Here is a 17,148-nt window from a genome sequence, read left to right on the forward strand (position 1 = left end):
ATAGTGTGATTGTGCTCACGTCGAATAGGGAATTAAATCGCCGCCGTTCAAATGCATGATTCGCATCAGAGAATAGAGAATTAGCCTAATTATCAGGATGAATGCTTACGCATTAACGGCTGAACTTATTCATGGTTGTTATTGTTTTGTAGCTATACACCTATTTTCGTGAATATGTAAACCGTTGATTGATAAGTTTTTTCAACAGTGAATGGAATAGATATGCATAAAAATGAATAGAGCGGTGCTGCCGGGCGCAAAAAAGGGAAATAACCAGTGAATGAATGCGCAAATTACCAGGCTGCTGAAGTGTGATCGGGAAAGGTTTATTTAAATAAATACTTGTTAATCAGTGGGTAAAAACTTTTCGCCCGCGCACTGGCGTCGGCTTTATGCATCTATGCTGCATAAAAGCGTAATCGGCCTTAACAGGCATATAACATATTTTCCGATAAACATGCGTTGCAACAAATCTCCCGTAAAAAGTGGTGGTATGGCAGTGTGAATTTTCGTATAAAAGCTGAAAATGAAACGATGTTTTATGTTGAGGGCTACACCATGATCGTTGGCAATATTCACAATTTACAATCCTGGCTACCGGAAGAGCTGCGCCAGGCTATTGAGCACGTTAAGCAGCACGTTACCGATGCCACGCCTGTTGGCAAACATGATATCGACGGCAACCGCCTGTTTTTCCTCGTTTCTGAAGATATGACCCAGCCATTTGCAGAACGCCGCGCCGAGTATCACGCCCGTTATCTGGATATCCAGATTGTGCTGAAAGGCCAGGAAGGGATGACTTTTAGCACCCAGCCAGCGGGCGCGCCGGACACCGACTGGCTGGCGGATAAAGACATCGCCTTTTTGCCGGAAGGCGCGCAGGAAAAAACCGTGGTACTGAGCGAAGGGGATTTTGTGGTGTTCTACCCGGGTGAAGTGCACAAACCGCTGTGTGCGGTAAACGCGCCAGCCCAGGTGCGTAAAGTGGTGGTGAAACTGCTGATGGCGTAAGCGTAATGCCCGGTCGCGCTGCGCAACCGGGCTTGTTAAGTCACTGGCTTAAGGTGGCGACCATCACCGCTTTGATGGTGTGCATCCGGTTTTCTGCCTGATCAAACACAATACTCGCCGGTGATTCAAACACCTCGTCAGTCACTTCCATGCCGCCGTGCAGGCCAAACTCTTCTGCCATTTTCTTGCCGAGCGTGGTCTTATCGTCATGAAACGCGGGCAGGCAGTGCAGGAATTTCACCTGCGGGTTGCCGGTGAGCGACAACATTTTGCTGTTGACCTGGTAAGGCCGCAGCAGCGCGATACGCTCCGCCCATTTCTCTTTCGCTTCGCCCATCGATACCCACACATCGGTGTAAATGAAATCGGCATCTTTCACTCCGCTCGCGATATCTTCCGTCAGCAGAATGTTGCCGCCGTTTTTCACCGCCAGCGCTTTGCATTCGGCGACCAGGCTCGCGTCCGGCCAGCAGGCTTTTGGCGCGACAAGGCGCAGATCCAAACCCACCAGCGCGGCGGCTTCCAGCATCGAGTTGCCCATGTTGTTACGCGCGTCACCGGCATAAACCAGTTTCATCTGATTAAAAGCTTTGCCCGGCAAGTGCTCGCGCATGGTCAGCAGATCGGCCAGCAACTGGGTCGGGTGAAATTCATTGGTTAAGCCGTTCCACACCGGCACACCGGCGTATTGCGCCAGCGTTTCGACAATCTCCTGGCCATAACCGCGATACTGAATGCCGTCGTACATGCGCCCCAGCACGCGCGCGGTGTCTTTAATTGACTCTTTATGCCCGATTTGGCTGCCGCTTGGGGCGAGATATGTCACGCGAGCACCCTGATCATATGCGGCAACTTCGAAAGAGCATCGTGTGCGGGTTGAGTCTTTTTCGAAGATGAGCGCGATATTTTTCCCGGTAAGTTTCTGGACTTCCTGGCCTTTTTTCTTATCCGCTTTCAGCTGAGCGGCGAGTTGCAGCAGGGTATTGATTTCAGCAGGTGTAAAATCGAGCAGTTTCAAAAAATGCTTTTGATAAAACGCGGACATATTCCCCTCACATGGCGAAGGCCACTTATTGAATTAAAATTCAATTTATATGTATGAATATGCATTTGCAACCCCGGAATATAAATCTTTTCGGCGAGGAGTGGAGGCAATGCCAGCGGTGTGTGACAATAAGTGTATCTGCCACATTGATGAGGAACGAGCCATGGCGAACCCGGAACACCTGGAAGAACAGCGCGAAGAGACGCGTTTGATTATTGAAGAACTGCTCGAAGACGGCAGCGATCCTGATGCGCTGTATACCATTGAGCATCACCTGTCGGCAGATGATTTCGAAACGCTGGAAAAAGCCGCTGTTGAAGCCTTTAAACTGGGCTACGAAGTAACAGAGCCGGAAGAGCTGGAACTGGACGAAGGTGAAGTGGTTATCTGCTGCGATGTGCTGAGCGAAAGCGCGCTGAATGCCGATTTGATCGACGCGCAAGTTGAGCAACTGCTTAACCTGGCTGAGAAATTCGATGTGGAATACGACGGTTGGGGAACCTACTACGAAGACCCGAACGGCGAAGAGGGTGACGATGACGACGAGGATTACGTCGACGAAGAAGATGACGGTGTTCGTCACTGAGTAAATATTGCGGCAGCGCTCGCTGCCGCAATGCAAGGAATCACAATGGATTACCCGCAAATACTCTCCCCGGTTTTAAACTTTCTGCACTGCCCGACACCGCAATCCTGGCTGGACAAAGCACGCGATCCATCAATGCTGCCGCTGCTGCTTACCGATCATATGGTGTGTGAACTGAAAGCGGCGCAAACCGCCATGCTGCTGGTGCGCCGTTATGTGGCGGATAAAAGCGGGTCGGACGCGCTACTGGCGTGGCTGAAACCGTATGAAGAATTTACCTTTCGCGAAGGACCGGAGCCGGATTTTGTCGCGTTGCATAAGCAGATTGGCAAAAGCGTGATGCCGCAAACGGACGATGCCTGGGGCCAGGCGCTGATTGATAGCATGGTGCTGCTGATCAAAGAGGAGTTGCACCACTTCTGGCAGGTGCGGGAAGCGATGCTCGCCCGTAACATTCCCTACGTGAAAATTACCGCCAGCCGTTATGCGAAAGGGATGCTCAAAGAGGTTCGCACGCATGAACCGCTGACATTGGTCGATAAGTTAATCTGCGGCGCCTATATCGAAGCGCGTTCCTGCGAGCGTTTTGCTGCACTGGCGCCGTGGCTTGACGATGACTTGCAGAAATTTTACCTGTCGTTGCTGCGTTCAGAAGCGCGCCACTATCAGGATTACCTGGCGCTGGCGCAGCAGATTTCGACTACGGATATCAGCCCGCGCGTACGCCATTTCGGTGAAGTGGAAGCGGCGCTTATCTCCACACCGGATGCGGAGTTTCGTTTTCACAGCGGCGTACCGGTGTAAAACGCCGGTACGCGTTGGCGTCACAGCGTTTTCAGCATCCGCACTTCACAGTCTACGTGACCGGTGCAGCCGAGCGGGCCGTCGATATGCTCAAAACCAAGGTGCTCATAAAGCCCAATGGCATCGGTCAGAAATGCAGTGGTTTCCAGATAACAACGGCTAAAGCCCTGCGCTCGGGCATGTTCCAGCGCCATTAGCGCCAGTTTCTTCGCCAGCCCTTGCCCACGCGCGCTGGGCAGGAAATACATCTTTTGCAGTTCGCAGATATCCGGCTCGCTACATTTCAGCGGTGCGACGCCGCCGCCGCCCACGACTTCGCCGTTTTGCTCCACCACCCAATAGGCGCAACCCGGTCGGTTATAAAGCTGATAGAGCTCATCCAGTTCGGGGTCGGCAACGGTGTAGCCTTTATCGGCAGTGAGGCCATATTCCGCAGATACCTGGCGGATCACAGATGCGATTGCTGCGTTGTCGGCGGCAGCAATCCGGCGCATTTTTACCTCTACCGGCGCGGTCACATTCATCTCTGCACTCTGTTTTCGGGGTTATAAGCTGATCCTGCTTAATACCACTACAGGGGCGTTCTGGCAAGACCAGGAATATTGGGCGCTATTTTTTTGACCGGCAGCTATTTAGACTTAATAGTGGAGATAACCATTTCGCAATATTGTTATGGTTGACTGCCTTTTTCCTGGCTTCTTTTTTTCGATAAGGATTGTTATGACTCCCGAAACTCATGGTTCCGTGGCGGTTCCCGTGCGCCGTTTTCTCTTTCAGGGCAGCGGGAAAGGCTATTTCGTGGTTTGGCTGGTTAATATTTTACTGACCTTAATAACGCTGGGGTTATATTTGCCGTGGGCGTTAGTGCGCGCGCGTCGTTATTTTTATGAGAATACTGAACTTAGCGGTGCGCGTTTTTCTTATCACGCGACCGGGCGTTCTATTTTTGTCGGCTGGCTCTGCCTGCTGGTGCTGTATGTGATTTTCTTTATTAATGTGGCCTACCAGAACGTGCTGTTACAGCTCTGTATGATGGGGCTGTTCCTGATTTTCTTCCCGTGGTTGATTACTCAGGGCCTGCGTTATCAAATGCTGATGACAGAGATTAACGGTGTGCGTTTTAATTTCTACGCCAGTCCGTTGCGTGCCTGGTGGGTGATGATGGGATGCCCGTTGCTGGTTATTATCGCCTCGGTGGTGGTGTTCTCCCTCTTTGTGACGTCTGCATTAAGTAGCGGCTCATATGGCGCTATTTCTGTGATAATTGGTATCGGTACATTGGTATTGCTGCTGGGGATTGCCATTATGCAGGGCGTATATGTTGCGCAATGGTTTAGCATGCTGATTAATAATTTGCAGTACGGCAAACTGAAATTCTCCGCTGAAATTTCAATGAAAAAATGCATCACCATTGTGGTGCTATCGATGCTGCTGTTTGTACCGTTTATTTTGCTGGTAATGGTACTGGTTATGCCGTCACTGATGACTCTGCAAGAGAATGCCTACGCAGCAGGTGGCGATCCGGAACAATTAGCGATGATGATGGGGCCGATTTACGGCAAATTGGTGCTGAGCTATTTGATCTATATTGCCGGGGCGATAGTCTGCTTCCTTTTCGCGTTTGTGAAACTGCGCGCCTATATTTACGGGCAACTGACGCTGGAAGGGAACATTCGTTTCTCCTCGACGGTGGCGATGGGGCGTATGTTCTGGATTTCCATTACCAATATGCTGGTGTGTGGCGTCACGCTGTTCCTGGCATGGCCGTGGGCGAAAGTGCGTATGACCCGTTATTTACTGGAAAATACCCATGTTCATGGTGACCTGGAAGCGCTGACGCTGGAAGACCATGGTGTGCAGCCCGCAAAAGATCCGGCGAACCTGCTGGCTCGCGGTTTGTCGTTCTACCCGGCGGTACTGTAATTCGGGAAAACTTGCCGGATGGCGGTGACGCCTTATCTGGCCTGCAAAATAAAAAAGCCGGGCAGCGATGCCCGGCTTTTTCTTATGCGCGGTGATTACAGCGCGGCGATAACCGCCTGCTGCTCAATCAGCTTCGCTTTTGCTTCCGCATAGCCATCCAGCTTCTCGCGCTCTTTGGCAATTACCGCTTCCGGCGCGCGCGCCACGAAACCTTCGTTGCCCAGTTTGCTTTCGATGCGGCCAATTTCCTGCTCAACTTTCGCCACTTCTTTCGCCAGACGCGCCAGCTCCGCCTCTTTGTCGATAAGACCCAGCATCGGGATCAGCAGCTCTGCGCCATCAACGATTTTGGTTACCGAAACCGGGCCTTTATCGTCGGCAGGCAGAATGGTAATGCTCTCCAGACGCGCCAGCGTTTGCAGGAAGCTCAGGTTGTCGTTCACACGGCGCTTCGCGTCCTCGCTCGCGCTACGCAGCAGCAGCTCCAGCGGTTTCCCCGGCGCGATGTTCATTTCGGCGCGAATGTTACGTACCGCGATGATCGCCTGCTTCAGCCACTCGGTGTCTGCCAGCGCTTTCTCATCCACCTGCGCCGCGTCGTACTGCGGGAACGGCTGCAGCATGATGGTGTCGGCGGTAATGCCTTTCAGCACTTTCACGCGCTGCCAGATGGTTTCAGTGATAAACGGAATGATCGGATGAGCAAGGCGCAGCAGACCTTCCAGCACGGTGACCAGCGTGTTGCGGGTACCGCGCAGTTCCGCTTCAGCACCACCGTTCATTACCGGTTTGGTCAGCTCCAGATACCAGTCGCAGAACTGGTTCCAGGTGAACTCATACAAAATGCCTGCGGCGATATCGAAGCGGAAGTTATCCAGCGCCTCACGGTAGGCTTTGATGGTCTGGTTGAATTCCGCGAGGATCCAGCGGTCTGCCAGCGACAGCACCATTTCGCCGCCGTTGAAGCCGCAATCCTGATCTTCGGTGTTCATCAGTACAAAGCGGCTGGCGTTCCACAGCTTGTTACAGAAGTTACGGTAACCTTCCAGGCGCTTCATATCCCAGTTGATGTCACGACCGGTAGAAGCTAGCGCCGCGAGGGTGAAGCGCAGGGCGTCGGTGCCGTGCGGTTCAATGCCGTCCGGGAACTGTTTCTCGGTGCGCTTGCGGATTTTCTCTGCCAGCTGCGGCTGCATCATGTTACCGGTGCGTTTTTCCAGCAGATCCGCCAGCGAAATACCGTCAACCATATCCAGCGGGTCAATGACGTTGCCCTTGGATTTGGACATCTTCTGGCCTTCGTCGTCGCGGATAAGACCGGTCATATAGACCGTTTTAAACGGCACCTGCGGCTTGCCATTTTCATCTTTGATGAAGTGCATGGTCATCATGATCATGCGCGCAATCCAGAAGAAGATGATGTCGAAGCCAGAAACCATCACGCTGGTCGGGTGGAACTGGCGCAGCGCGTCGGTGTTTTCCGGCCAGCCGAGGGTCGAGAAGGTCCACAGCGCGGAGGAGAACCAGGTATCCAGCACGTCATCGTCCTGGCGCAGGGCAACATCGGCGGCCAGATTGTTTTCCTGGCGCACTTCCTCTTCGTTGCGGCCAACATAAACGTTGCCGTCGTTGTCGTACCACGCCGGAATACGGTGACCCCACCACAACTGGCGGGAGATACACCAGTCCTGAATGTCGCGCATCCAGGAGAAATACATGTTTTCGTACTGTTTCGGCACGAACTGGATATCGCCGTTTTCCACCGCTTCTACCGCCGGTTTCGCCAGCACATCCGCACGGACGTACCACTGGTCGGTGAGCATCGGTTCGATAACCACGCCGCCGCGATCGCCGTACGGAACGGTCAGGTCGTGCGGTTTGATCTCTTCCAGCAGGCCAAGCGCGTCCACCGCCGCGACAATCGCTTTACGCGCGGCAAAACGCTCCAGCTTCTGAAACTCAGCCGGGATATCCGCCGGGTAAACGTCGGATTCATTGCCGTTAGTGTCATATACCTGCGCGCTTTCACGGATATCGCCGTCAAAGGTCAGGATGTTGATCATCGGCAGCTTGTGGCGACGGCCGACTTCATAGTCGTTAAAGTCGTGCGCCGGGGTGATTTTCACGCAGCCGGTGCCTTTTTCCATGTCGGCGTGTTCGTCGCCGACAATCGGAATACGGCGGTTGACCAGCGGCAACACCACGAATTTGCCAATCAGATCTTTGTAGCGCGGATCTTCCGGGTTCACCGCCACGCCGGTATCACCGAGCAGGGTTTCCGGACGCGTAGTGGCAACTACCAGATAATCTTTACCGTCGGCGGTTTTCGCGCCGTCAGCCAGCGGGTAGCGGATATGCCACATTGAGCCTTTCGACTCGCGGTTTTCCACTTCCAGATCGGAAATCGCCGTGCGCAGTTTCGGGTCCCAGTTCACCAGGCGTTTGCCGCGGTAAATCAGGTCTTCTTTATACAGGCGGACGAACACTTCTTTTACGGCGTTAGAAAGGCCTTCGTCCATGGTGAAACGCTCGCGCTCCCAGTCCACGGAGTTGCCGAGACGGCGCATCTGGTTGGTGATGGTGCCGCCCGATTCCGCCTTCCACTGCCAGATTTTGTCGATAAAGGCGTCACGGCCGTAGTCGTGGCGGGTTTTACCTTCTTCCGCGGCAATTTTACGCTCCACCACCATCTGGGTCGCGATACCGGCGTGGTCGGTACCGACCTGCCACAGGGTGTTTTTGCCCTGCATGCGCTGGTAACGGATCATGGTATCCATGATGGTCTGCTGGAAGGCGTGGCCCATATGCAAACTGCCGGTGACGTTCGGCGGCGGGATCATGATGCAGAAGCTTTCCTGGCTTTCATCACCGTTCGGTTTGAAATAGCCCTGCTTTTCCCACTGCTCGTACAGCGGCTGTTCGATATCTTTGGGGTTGTATGTCTTTTCCATTATTTCCAGGTTGCCGTGTTCAGGTTGAAACCAGCCATGCGGTACGCTTTATAGCGTTCGCGCGCCAGTTGTTTCAGAGAATCTTCGTGAGGAACGAAGTCTATCACTTCTGTGAAAGCGGTGGCAAAATCTGCAAATTCCGCGCGCAGGCTGATCAAAATATCGCGCGGGCTGCTGTTGCGTTTTTGAGGCCAGGCCAGCTCCACTGGCGCACCGCCGCGAGGTCCTTCGCCTGCCAGGTTGTGCGGGACAAAGCTCTCCGCCGGGCGCGCCCACAGCGCTTCATCCAGACGAATAGCTTGTTGCTCATCGGCACAGGCAATCAGCACGCGTTTACCGTTACGCCAACGTTCTGCGGCAATTTCACACACCAGTTGTTCGACGGCGCTTAAGCCATCCTGTTGGGTATCATTATCCAGAAGGTAGAACGTCGCATTTTTCATATATGGGGCTTTTGGTTGAGGATTTAAACGCTATTGCTGTCGGTCTTTCACGCTGCCTCTTTGTTGGCTGCGAATAGTCGGCCCATCCCCGGGCCTCGCCCTCAAGGGGCCGCTGCAGGCAGCGTTCAAATCTGCTCCCGGCAGATTTGTGGCGCACCCCGGTCACATAGTTATCTATGCTGCCGGGGATTTGCTCAGTTGCCGCGCGATGCAACGCGAAATCTATTGGGTATTGAATTCAGCATTGCTGAGGCTCCAGGCCGGATAAGGCGTAGCCGCCATCCGGCAAACACAGCTATCCGGCCTTATGAGGCTTACTCTTCGCCGTTAAACCCGGCGCGGTTCAGCAGGAACTGCGACAGCAACGCCACCGGACGACCGGTTGCGCCTTTGGCTTTACCGGAACGCCATGCAGTACCGGCGATGTCCAGGTGCGCCCAGTTATACTTACGGGCAAAGCGAGAAAGGAAGCAGCCAGCGGTGATTGCCCCGCCGGGACGGCCGCCAATGTTCGCCATATCCGCGAAGTTAGATTCCAGTTGTTCCTGGTACTCATCGGCCATCGGCAAACGCCACGCGCGATCGCCCGCCTGCTCGGACGCGCCAATCAGTTCGTGCGCCAACGGGTTGTGGTTCGACAGCAGTCCGGTGATGTGGTGGCCGAGCGCAATCACACACGCACCGGTCAATGTCGCGACATCGATTACCGCTTCCGGCTCGAAACGCTCAACGTAAGTCAGCACGTCGCACAGTACCAGACGGCCTTCGGCGTCGGTGTTCAGCACTTCTACCGTCTGGCCGGACATAGTGGTCAGCACGTCGCCCGGACGATAAGCGCGCCCGCCAGGCATGTTTTCACAGCCAGCAAGCACGCCAATTACGTTGATCGGCAGTTGCAGTTCAGCAACCATGCGCATCACGCCATACACCGCCGCCGCGCCGCACATGTCGTACTTCATCTCATCCATGCCTTCAGCAGGCTTGATGGAGATACCGCCGGAGTCAAAAGTCAGGCCTTTACCGACCAGCACGATTGGACGCGCGTCTTCCGCCGGGTTGCCTTTGTATTCAATCACCGACATCAGCGATTCGTTTTGCGAACCCTGGCCGACCGCGAGGTACGAGTGCATGCCCAGCTCGCGCATCTGCTGCTCGCCAATCACGCGGGTCACCACATTTTTGCTGTAGGTGTCAGCTAACTGGCGCGCCTGAGACGCGAGGTAGCCCGCGTTACAGATATTTGGCGGCATATTGCCGAGATCTTTCGCCGCTTTGATACCGGCGGCAATCGCCAGACCGTGCTGAATGGCGCGCTCGCCGCTGGTCAGCTCGCGGCGGGTCGGCACGTTGAACACCATTTTACGCAGCGGACGGCGCGGCTCGCTTTTGTTGGTTTTCAGTTGGTCGAAGCTGTAAAGGGTCTCTTTCGCGGTCTCAACGGCCTGGCGTACTTTCCAGTAAGTATTCCGCCCTTTTACATGCAGTTCGGTCAGGAAGCAGACGGCTTCCATTGAGCCGGTATCATTCAGCGTGTTAATGGTTTTTTGAATCACCTGCTTATACTGGCGCTCGTCCAGTTCACGCTCTTTACCACAGCCAATCAGTAAAATACGTTCGGAGAGGACATTCGGTACGTGGTGCAGCAACAACGTCTGCCCCGGCTTGCCTTCCAGTTCCCCGCGACGCAGCAGCGCACTGATGTAGCCGTCACTGATTTTATCGAGTTGCTCGGCGATCGGAGAGAGCCGGCGCGGTTCAAAGACGCCCACAACGATGCAGGCACTCCGCTGTTTCTCCGGGCTACCGCTTTTTACACTGAACTCCATGCACTACGCTCCTGAATCTTAAAGACAACGGCGGCGGCTACGGATAGAATTGCAAGCTTTCGTAACTCGTGTCCGCTGTTGCGGTGACTTCGTGTTAATCTTAATGTTACTTCGGTTTCGGCACGTCAAAATCGGGTCTTACGCGCGTATCCGCTGAGTATATTAATCTTAGCGATCATTTCGACGACTCAAGAGAATAAATGACGTTTAAGCCATGAAACAAGCTATTTTCCAGCAAAAACACTGGTTTTTACGGGCGTATTTAAAGTGATAATCATAAGATATCTGGTACGGGAGACGCTAAAAAGCCAGCTTGCGATCCTATTCATCCTGCTTCTGATTTTCTTTTGTCAGAAACTGGTCAGGATTTTAGGCGCAGCCGCTGATGGCGAAATCCCGACGAACCTCGTGCTCTCACTGCTGGGGCTGGGCGTGCCGGAAATGGCGCAGCTTATCCTGCCGTTGAGTCTGTTCCTCGGTCTGTTGATGACGCTGGGCAAACTTTATACCGAAAGTGAAATCACCGTGATGCACGCCTGCGGCCTGAGCCGCGCGGTATTGGTGAAAGCGGCGATGATCCTCGCGTTGTTCACCGGCATTGTCGCTGCGGTCAACGTTATGTGGGCGGGCCCGTGGTCTTCCCGCCATCAGGATCAGGTGCTTGCCGACGCGAAAGCGAACCCCGGCATGGCGGCGCTGGCACAAGGGCAATTCCAGCAGGCGACGGATGGCAATTCGGTGCTGTTTATCGAAGGCGTTGAGGGCAAAAACTTCAAGAATGTCTTCCTGGCGCAGATTCGTACTAAAGGTTCCGCCCGTCCATCAGTCGTCGTGGCGGATTCCGGACATCTCTCGCAGCACAAAGATGGCTCTCAGGTGGTGACGCTCAATACCGGTACCCGTTTTGAAGGCACCGCCATGCTGCGCGATTTCCGCATCACTGATTTCCAGAACTATCAGGCGATTATTGGCCACCAGGCGGTGGCGCTCGATCCGTCAGATACCGAGCAGATGGACATGCGCACGCTATTCAAAACCGATACGCCGCGCGCGCGCGCCGAACTGCACTGGCGCTTAACGCTGGTGTTTACGGTCGTTATGATGGCGCTGATGGTAGTGCCGCTGAGCGTGGTCAACCCGCGTCAGGGCCGCGTACTGTCGATGCTCCCCGCCATGCTGCTTTATCTGGTCTTCTTCCTGCTGCAAACCACGCTGCGCTCGAACGGTGCGAAAGGCAAACTCGATCCGTTGGTGTGGATGTGGCTGGTAAACCTGGCCTATTTAGCGCTGGCTGTGGTGCTGAACTTGTGGGATACGGTGCCAATGCGCCGGGTTCGCGCCCGTTTTACGCGTAAAGGAGCGCTATAATGCAGGCTTTTGGCGTACTTGACCGCTATATCGGTAAAACCATTTTCACCACCATCATGATGACGCTGTTTATGCTGGTGTCGCTCTCCGGCATTATCAAGTTTGTCGATCAGCTGAAAAAAGCAGGCCAGGGGAGCTATGACGCGCTGGGCGCCGGGATGTACACCATTCTCAGCATCCCGAAAGATATTCAGATCTTCTTCCCGATGGCGGCGCTGCTTGGCGCGCTGTTAGGGCTGGGCATGCTGGCGCAGCGCAGCGAGCTGGTGGTCATGCAGGCTTCCGGCTACACCCGCATGCAGGTGGCGCTGTCGGTAATGAAAACCGCTATTCCGCTGGTGCTGCTGACCATGGCGATTGGCGAGTGGGTCGCGCCGCAGGGTGAGCAAATGGCGCGTAACCAGCGTGCGCAGTCGATGTATGGCGGCTCGCTGCTCTCCACGCAGTCAGGTTTGTGGGCGAAAGATGGTAATAACTTTATCTATATTGAGCGTGTAAAAGGCGACGATGAACTCGGCGGCGTGAGCATTTATGCCTTCAATAAAGAGCGTCGTTTGCAGTCGGTGCGTTATGCCGCGTCGGCGAAGTTCGATCCGCAGGAGAAACTCTGGCGACTGTCGCAGGTTGATGAATCTAACCTGACGGACCCGAAACAAGTTACCGGTGCGCAAACCGTGAGTGGCACCTGGAAAACGAACCTGACGCCGGACAAACTTGGCGTGGTGGCGCTGGATCCGGACGCGCTCTCGATCAGCGGTTTGCACAACTACGTGAAGTACCTCAAATCGAGTGGCCAGGATTCCGGGCGCTACCAGCTCAATATGTGGAGCAAAATCTTCCAGCCGCTGTCCGTGGCGGTGATGATGCTGATGGCGCTGTCGTTTATCTTCGGGCCGCTGCGTAGCGTGGCGATGGGCGTACGTGTTGTCACCGGTATCAGTTTCGGCTTTGTCTTCTACGTGCTGGATCAGATTTTCGGCCCGTTGACGCTGGTGTACGGCATCCCGCCAGTCGTCGGCGCGCTGTTGCCGAGCGCCAGCTTTTTCCTCATTAGTCTGTGGCTGATGACGCGAAAAAGCTAGTTGATACCTGAAAAGAGAGGCTGAGGCCTCTCTTCTTTTTTCTGCAAGGAGCACCGCATGTTGATACGCGCAGCAACGCATCTCTCAGCCATGATTGTCTCTTGTTTGTTGAGTACGCTGGTTACCATAGCAATGCTTGGCGCGCAGTGGGCGCTTTCCATGCTCAGCGATAGTGCGGTGCTGGTACTTGAACTGCTGGTGGCCATTATTGCGCTGAGCCTGGTACGCTGGCTGATCCAGCGAGCGGATGCGCTGGCGCAGCAGGTTGGCACCGTGCGACGCGGTTCGCCGCAAGAGTCGCAGGCAGACCGGGTGCTCGCCCGTTTTAGCGCGGCGGAAAACACGCTGAGCAGTCTGTGGGGCGTTTTTTCACTTCCGGCCATCGCCGGGTTCTTTCTGCTGGATTCGCATATTGCCAGGTATCTGCACGCTGCGTTGCTGGTACTGGCGATTATCGGCGCGATTGTGCTGGGCAACCGTCTCGACACGCTGCGCAACCTGCGCGGATACGCGGTGGATTTTGGTCGCAAAGCACCGTAAAACCCATTCAGTAAAATCTGTTCTTTACCCCGTCCCGCACCGCGCGGGCTATGCTTGAGGAACGATTCACAACTTTTTGGAATATTATGTCCAGATTCTTTTTCAATGACCGCAAACAGCTGGTCAATGATGCCATTGAAGGTTTGGTAATTTCTGCACCACACGGCAACCTCGTTCGACTTGATATCGATCCCGCTATTCGTATTGTGGCCCGCGCCGACTGGGATAAAAGCCGCGTCGCGGTGATTTCCGGCGGTGGTTCCGGGCATGAACCGGCGCATGCCGGTTTTGTCGGCAAAGGGATGCTCACCGCCGCCGTCTGTGGTGATGTCTTCGCTTCGCCAAGCGTGGATGCGGTGTTGAACGCGATTGTGGCAGTCACCGGCGATCGCGGCTGTCTGCTGATCGTGAAGAACTACACCGGCGACCGGCTGAACTTCGGCCTCGCAGCAGAGAAAGCCAAGCGCTACGGCCTGAAGGTGGAAATGGTGATTGTCGCAGACGACATCGCCCTGCCGGACAATAAGCAGCCGCGCGGCATCGCCGGTACAGCGCTGGTGCATAAGATTGCGGGTCATGCTGCGGAACATGGTAAGTCGCTGAGCGAAGTGCGCGATATCGCTCAGCAGGCCTGCGACAACGTTTTCAGCCTCGGGCTGGCGATGGAGACCTGCAACCTGCCGGGCGGCGATAGTGAAGAGGGGCGCATTCAGCACGGGAAAGTCGAGCTGGGGCTGGGGATCCACGGCGAACCTGGCGCGACCACTGTTGATACGCACAACAGCAAGGAGCTTATCGATACGCTGGTTAAACCGCTAAAAGCGGCAGTAGGTGACGATCGGGTAGCGGTGCTGATTAACAACCTCGGCGGCGTCTCGGCGCTGGAAATGGCGCTGCTGACTAAAGAACTGGCGCACTCAGCCTTTAAAGAGCAAATCGCCTATCTGATTGGCCCCGCGCCGCTGGTCAGTTCACTGGATATGAAAGGGTTTTCGCTATCCGTCTTGCGCCTGAATGACACTTTCGAGCAGGCGATTTGCGCCGATGTGCAGACCGTAGGCTGGCAGAAACCGGTGCCGTTCGCGCCGATGAAAACCCAGCCACACAGTGCGGTGTATGACGGACTGGAGATTGAACCATCCGACAACCCGCAGGTGAAAGCGCTGGTCAGTACGGCGGTGAATACGTTGATTGGCCTGGAAAATCGGCTTAACGCGCTGGATGCGAAAGTGGGCGATGGCGATACTGGTTCCACCTTTGCTGAAGGGGCGCGGGAAATCAAACAGTTGCTGGAGCAGAATGCCCTGCCGTTGAACAACACCTCGCAACTGCTGCAACTGGTTGGCGAGCGGCTGGCGACAGTGATGGGCGGTTCCAGCGGCGTGCTGATGTCGATTTTCTTCACCGCCGCAGGTCTGGCCGTACACAACGGTACGCCGTTGCCGGCAGCGTTACTGCTGGGGCTGAAGCAGATGAAACATTACGGCGGTGCGGATCTCGGCGATCGGACACTGATCGACGCGCTGCAACCGGCGCTTGAAGCGCTACGCGATAGCGGGCTGGATGCCGCGGTCGCTGCGGCTAAAACTGGTGCGGACAGCACGGCGACAATGCAAAAAGCGGGTGCCGGGCGCTCATCGTATGTGAACAGCGAAAATCTCGACGGGGTAACCGATCCGGGGGCTGTCGCGATTGCGGAAGTGTTTGCTGCTATTGCGAAATAAAAAAAGCCCGGCCATAGTGCCGGGCTTTTTCACATCAGAAATCCGCTTTTAACACCACGCGGTAACGGGCTTTGCCGTCGCGCACGTGCTGCAACGCTTCGTTAATCTGCGACATCGGGAACATCTCCGTCGTCGGTGCCACTTTCGCGCGTCCGGCGAATTTCATCAGCTTACGCAGTTCATACGGTGTGCCGGTTGCGGAGCCGGAAACGCTGCGATCGCCTGCGATCAGCGTAAAGGCCGGGACTTCGAGCGGCTTCAGCACCGCGCCAACGGTGTGAAAATGCCCGCCGTGGGTGAGTGCCTCAAAGTAGGGCTGCCAGTTCAGATCAACGTTTACCGTGTTGATGATCAGATCGTACTGACCCGCCAGCGCTTTCAGCGCATCCGCATCGCGGCTGTTCACCACGTAATCGGCCCCCATAATACGCACTTCTGCCTCTTTCGCCGGGTTCGAGCTAAACGCCGTTACTTCGCAGCCCATCGCGTGCAGCAGTTTAATAGCGATATGGCCCAGCCCGCCGATACCGATCACGCCAACGCGGCTGGTGGCGGTGATGTTGTGCATCAGCAGCGGTTTAAACACGGTAATGCCGCCACATAACAGCGGGCCGGCGGTTTCGATATCAATGCTGTCCGGCAGCGGGATCACCCATTGCCAGTCGGCGCGCAGTTTATCGGCAAAGCCACCGCGGTTGAGAATGGTTGGCACCGCGCCTTCCTGGCAGTTGATCTGATTGCCATCAATACAGGCATCACAGTGCCCACAACTGCGCGCCGTCCAGCCGATGCCCACGCGTTGTCCGATTTTCAGACCTTTATTTTGTGCCGCGCTGCCCAGATCCACCACGCGGCCAATCACTTCATGCCCGGCGACCAGCGGATACTGGGAGAAGCCCCATTCGTTATCGATCATCGAGAGATCCGAATGGCAGATCCCGCAGTAATCCACCTGCACTTCCACATCTTCCGCCGCCAGTGGGCCAGCGTCATACTCCTGCAGCTCCAGGGCGGCGCCAGCCTGCGGTGCGGCGTAACTTTTAATGATGCTCATCACGGATTCCTTTGATTTAGAGGGAGACGCATGAAGTGTAGGGCATTGGCAGGCTCTGCGGCAGCTTGCGGGTGTACATACCGCCCGTTTCGTTAATGTATGGCGGTGTATGGCACGCCGCAGGCCGCTATTTTCGGATTTTCCATACGGCTATTTTGGCGCGGTGACTTTGCAACACGATGTGTCCGAACCATCCTCAAAAGGTGCTGTACCCACCCACAAACCCGGAGCAACCACCATGGTGAATCAACCGCAAAGTACAGGCGCTGGCGGCCTGGCGCTAATTAAATCTTTTGAAGGGCTTAGGCTGGAAAAATACAAAGATGCCGTGGGTAAGTGGACCATTGGCTACGGACATTTGATCTTACCGAATGAAAACTTCTCCCACCCGATTACCGAAGCCGAGGCCGAAGCGCTCCTGCGTACCGATCTGCTGATGACCGAGCGTGGGGTACACAAAGCCGTGACGGTGGATCTCAATCAGAACCAGTTTGATGCGCTGGTGGCATTTACCTTTAACCTTGGCGCAGGCAATTTGCAGAGCTCGACGCTGCTTAAACTGCTCAACCAGGGGGAGTACGCGCAGGCGGCAGACCAGTTTCTGCGCTGGAACAAAGCGGGCGGTAAAGTGCTGGCCGGGCTGACAAGGCGGCGTGAAGCCGAGCGCGCGCTGTTTTTAAAACCTGTTTAACCGGGCACGTGTCTTAGGCCATTTTCCCCGTTTTTTACCGCCATCCAGCCAATATTTTCAGCCTCTTCGCTCTATTACTGTGGGTTTGCGGATTCGCAAC

Annotated in this window: 17 protein-coding genes; 10 read left to right on the top strand and 7 right to left on the bottom strand. The window is 55.2% G+C overall.

All coding sequences use genetic code 11. The annotated features are described in order from the left end of the window. Positions 1-558: 558 nt before the first annotated feature. The gene (locus tag H650_RS16850) at positions 559-1,011 is read left to right on the top strand and encodes a YhcH/YjgK/YiaL family protein (RefSeq protein WP_044489779.1); all 453 of its coding nucleotides are present in this window, start codon (positions 559-561) and stop codon (positions 1,009-1,011) included. Between the two features lie 40 nt (positions 1,012-1,051). Here H650_RS16850 and argF read toward each other — a convergent pair whose 3' ends face one another. Both argF and argL read right to left on the bottom strand, forming a co-directional pair. After that, positions 1,052-2,056 (bottom strand): ornithine carbamoyltransferase, encoded by a 1,005-nt coding sequence (argF, locus tag H650_RS16855; protein WP_020456314.1) that lies wholly within the window; start codon positions 2,054-2,056, stop codon positions 1,052-1,054. After that, a complete protein-coding gene (argL, locus tag H650_RS26235) occupies positions 2,026-2,121 on the bottom strand; it encodes a putative translational regulatory protein ArgL (RefSeq protein WP_238328355.1) in 96 nt (31 codons plus the stop codon). The genes argF and argL overlap by 31 nt, the downstream gene beginning before the upstream one ends. Before the next feature lie 98 nt (positions 2,122-2,219). Here argL and rraB point away from each other — a divergent pair, with 98 nt between their 5' ends. Both rraB and miaE read left to right on the top strand, forming a co-directional pair. Next, positions 2,220-2,642 (top strand): ribonuclease E inhibitor RraB, encoded by a 423-nt coding sequence (rraB, locus tag H650_RS16860; RefSeq protein ID WP_017459078.1) that lies wholly within the window; start codon positions 2,220-2,222, stop codon positions 2,640-2,642. A gap of 30 nt (positions 2,643-2,672) precedes the next feature. Then, positions 2,673-3,446 carry a tRNA isopentenyl-2-thiomethyl-A-37 hydroxylase MiaE gene (miaE, locus tag H650_RS16865; RefSeq protein ID WP_502690843.1) on the top strand — a complete coding sequence of 258 codons (774 nt, stop codon included), beginning with the start codon at positions 2,673-2,675 and terminating at the stop codon, positions 3,444-3,446. A gap of 20 nt (positions 3,447-3,466) precedes the next feature. On the opposite strand, the gene H650_RS16870 is transcribed toward miaE, so the two are convergent. After that, the gene (locus H650_RS16870; protein WP_020456315.1) at positions 3,467-3,970 is read right to left on the bottom strand and encodes a GNAT family N-acetyltransferase; all 504 of its coding nucleotides are present in this window, start codon (positions 3,968-3,970) and stop codon (positions 3,467-3,469) included. A gap of 196 nt (positions 3,971-4,166) precedes the next feature. Between H650_RS16870 and H650_RS16875 the strand changes: the two genes are divergently transcribed. Further along, positions 4,167-5,369: a YjgN family protein gene (locus H650_RS16875; RefSeq protein WP_020456316.1), complete on the top strand. Its 1,203-nt coding sequence runs from the start codon at positions 4,167-4,169 to the stop codon at positions 5,367-5,369. A 95-nt stretch (positions 5,370-5,464) separates the two neighbouring features. Here H650_RS16875 and H650_RS16880 read toward each other — a convergent pair whose 3' ends face one another. From H650_RS16880 to pepA, 3 genes are all read right to left on the bottom strand, one after another. Then, positions 5,465-8,320 carry a valine--tRNA ligase gene (locus H650_RS16880; protein WP_020456317.1) on the bottom strand — a complete coding sequence of 952 codons (2,856 nt, stop codon included), beginning with the start codon at positions 8,318-8,320 and terminating at the stop codon, positions 5,465-5,467. Continuing rightward, positions 8,320-8,763: a DNA polymerase III subunit chi gene (gene holC, locus H650_RS16885; RefSeq protein ID WP_020456318.1), complete on the bottom strand. Its 444-nt coding sequence runs from the start codon at positions 8,761-8,763 to the stop codon at positions 8,320-8,322. The genes H650_RS16880 and holC overlap by 1 nt, the downstream gene beginning before the upstream one ends. 314 nt (positions 8,764-9,077) lie before the next feature. After that, a complete protein-coding gene (gene pepA, locus H650_RS16890; RefSeq protein ID WP_017459072.1) occupies positions 9,078-10,589 on the bottom strand; it encodes a leucyl aminopeptidase in 1,512 nt (503 codons plus the stop codon). Positions 10,590-10,742: 153 nt separating this feature from the next. Between pepA and H650_RS26005 the strand changes: the two genes are divergently transcribed. The 5 genes from H650_RS26005 (at position 10,743) to H650_RS16910 (ending at position 15,303) form a co-directional block, all read left to right on the top strand. Further along, on the top strand, positions 10,743-10,793 hold the full coding sequence (locus tag H650_RS26005; RefSeq protein WP_216848985.1) for a hypothetical protein: 51 nt from the start codon (positions 10,743-10,745) through the stop codon (positions 10,791-10,793). Positions 10,794-10,856: 63 nt separating this feature from the next. Next, positions 10,857-11,957 (top strand): LPS export ABC transporter permease LptF, encoded by a 1,101-nt coding sequence (lptF, locus tag H650_RS16895; protein ID WP_020456319.1) that lies wholly within the window; start codon positions 10,857-10,859, stop codon positions 11,955-11,957. Beyond that, a complete protein-coding gene (gene lptG, locus H650_RS16900) occupies positions 11,957-13,039 on the top strand; it encodes an LPS export ABC transporter permease LptG (protein WP_017459070.1) in 1,083 nt (360 codons plus the stop codon). The genes lptF and lptG overlap by 1 nt, the downstream gene beginning before the upstream one ends. 57 nt (positions 13,040-13,096) lie before the next feature. Beyond that, the gene (locus H650_RS16905) at positions 13,097-13,579 is read left to right on the top strand and encodes a hypothetical protein (protein WP_020456320.1); all 483 of its coding nucleotides are present in this window, start codon (positions 13,097-13,099) and stop codon (positions 13,577-13,579) included. A gap of 86 nt (positions 13,580-13,665) precedes the next feature. Next, a complete protein-coding gene (locus H650_RS16910; protein WP_020456321.1) occupies positions 13,666-15,303 on the top strand; it encodes a dihydroxyacetone kinase subunit DhaK in 1,638 nt (545 codons plus the stop codon). A 34-nt stretch (positions 15,304-15,337) separates the two neighbouring features. Here the strand turns inward: H650_RS16910 and ahr are convergent, their stop codons facing one another. Further along, the gene (gene ahr / locus H650_RS16915; RefSeq protein ID WP_020456322.1) at positions 15,338-16,357 is read right to left on the bottom strand and encodes an NADPH-dependent aldehyde reductase Ahr; all 1,020 of its coding nucleotides are present in this window, start codon (positions 16,355-16,357) and stop codon (positions 15,338-15,340) included. A 238-nt stretch (positions 16,358-16,595) separates the two neighbouring features. Between ahr and H650_RS16920 the strand changes: the two genes are divergently transcribed. Then, positions 16,596-17,048: a lysozyme gene (locus H650_RS16920; RefSeq protein ID WP_020456323.1), complete on the top strand. Its 453-nt coding sequence runs from the start codon at positions 16,596-16,598 to the stop codon at positions 17,046-17,048. Positions 17,049-17,148 lie beyond the last annotated feature (100 nt).

The organism is Enterobacter sp. R4-368, assembly GCF_000410515.1.
Classification (GTDB): Bacteria; Pseudomonadota; Gammaproteobacteria; order Enterobacterales; family Enterobacteriaceae; genus Kosakonia.

What these genes read in the sequence shown, in the direction of transcription:
- lptG (WP_017459070.1), top strand. Translation starts at nt 11,957, where the DNA reads ATGCAGGCTTTTGGCGTACTTGACCGCTATATCGGTAAAACCATTTTC.
- H650_RS16920 (WP_020456323.1), top strand. Translation starts at nt 16,596, where the DNA reads ATGGTGAATCAACCGCAAAGTACAGGCGCTGGCGGCCTGGCGCTAATT.
- rraB (WP_017459078.1), top strand. Translation starts at nt 2,220, where the DNA reads ATGGCGAACCCGGAACACCTGGAAGAACAGCGCGAAGAGACGCGTTTG.
- H650_RS16850 (WP_044489779.1), top strand. Translation starts at nt 559, where the DNA reads ATGATCGTTGGCAATATTCACAATTTACAATCCTGGCTACCGGAAGAG.
- pepA (WP_017459072.1), bottom strand. Translation starts at nt 10,589, where the DNA reads ATGGAGTTCAGTGTAAAAAGCGGTAGCCCGGAGAAACAGCGGAGTGCC.
- H650_RS16870 (WP_020456315.1), bottom strand. Translation starts at nt 3,970, where the DNA reads ATGAATGTGACCGCGCCGGTAGAGGTAAAAATGCGCCGGATTGCTGCC.
- H650_RS16875 (WP_020456316.1), top strand. Translation starts at nt 4,167, where the DNA reads ATGACTCCCGAAACTCATGGTTCCGTGGCGGTTCCCGTGCGCCGTTTT.
- H650_RS16905 (WP_020456320.1), top strand. Translation starts at nt 13,097, where the DNA reads ATGTTGATACGCGCAGCAACGCATCTCTCAGCCATGATTGTCTCTTGT.
- H650_RS16880 (WP_020456317.1), bottom strand. Translation starts at nt 8,320, where the DNA reads ATGGAAAAGACATACAACCCCAAAGATATCGAACAGCCGCTGTACGAG.
- holC (WP_020456318.1), bottom strand. Translation starts at nt 8,763, where the DNA reads ATGAAAAATGCGACGTTCTACCTTCTGGATAATGATACCCAACAGGAT.
- ahr (WP_020456322.1), bottom strand. Translation starts at nt 16,357, where the DNA reads ATGAGCATCATTAAAAGTTACGCCGCACCGCAGGCTGGCGCCGCCCTG.
- argF (WP_020456314.1), bottom strand. Translation starts at nt 2,056, where the DNA reads ATGTCCGCGTTTTATCAAAAGCATTTTTTGAAACTGCTCGATTTTACA.
- H650_RS16910 (WP_020456321.1), top strand. Translation starts at nt 13,666, where the DNA reads ATGTCCAGATTCTTTTTCAATGACCGCAAACAGCTGGTCAATGATGCC.
- argL (WP_238328355.1), bottom strand. Translation starts at nt 2,121, where the DNA reads ATGCATATTCATACATATAAATTGAATTTTAATTCAATAAGTGGCCTT.
- miaE (WP_502690843.1), top strand. Translation starts at nt 2,673, where the DNA reads ATGCAAGGAATCACAATGGATTACCCGCAAATACTCTCCCCGGTTTTA.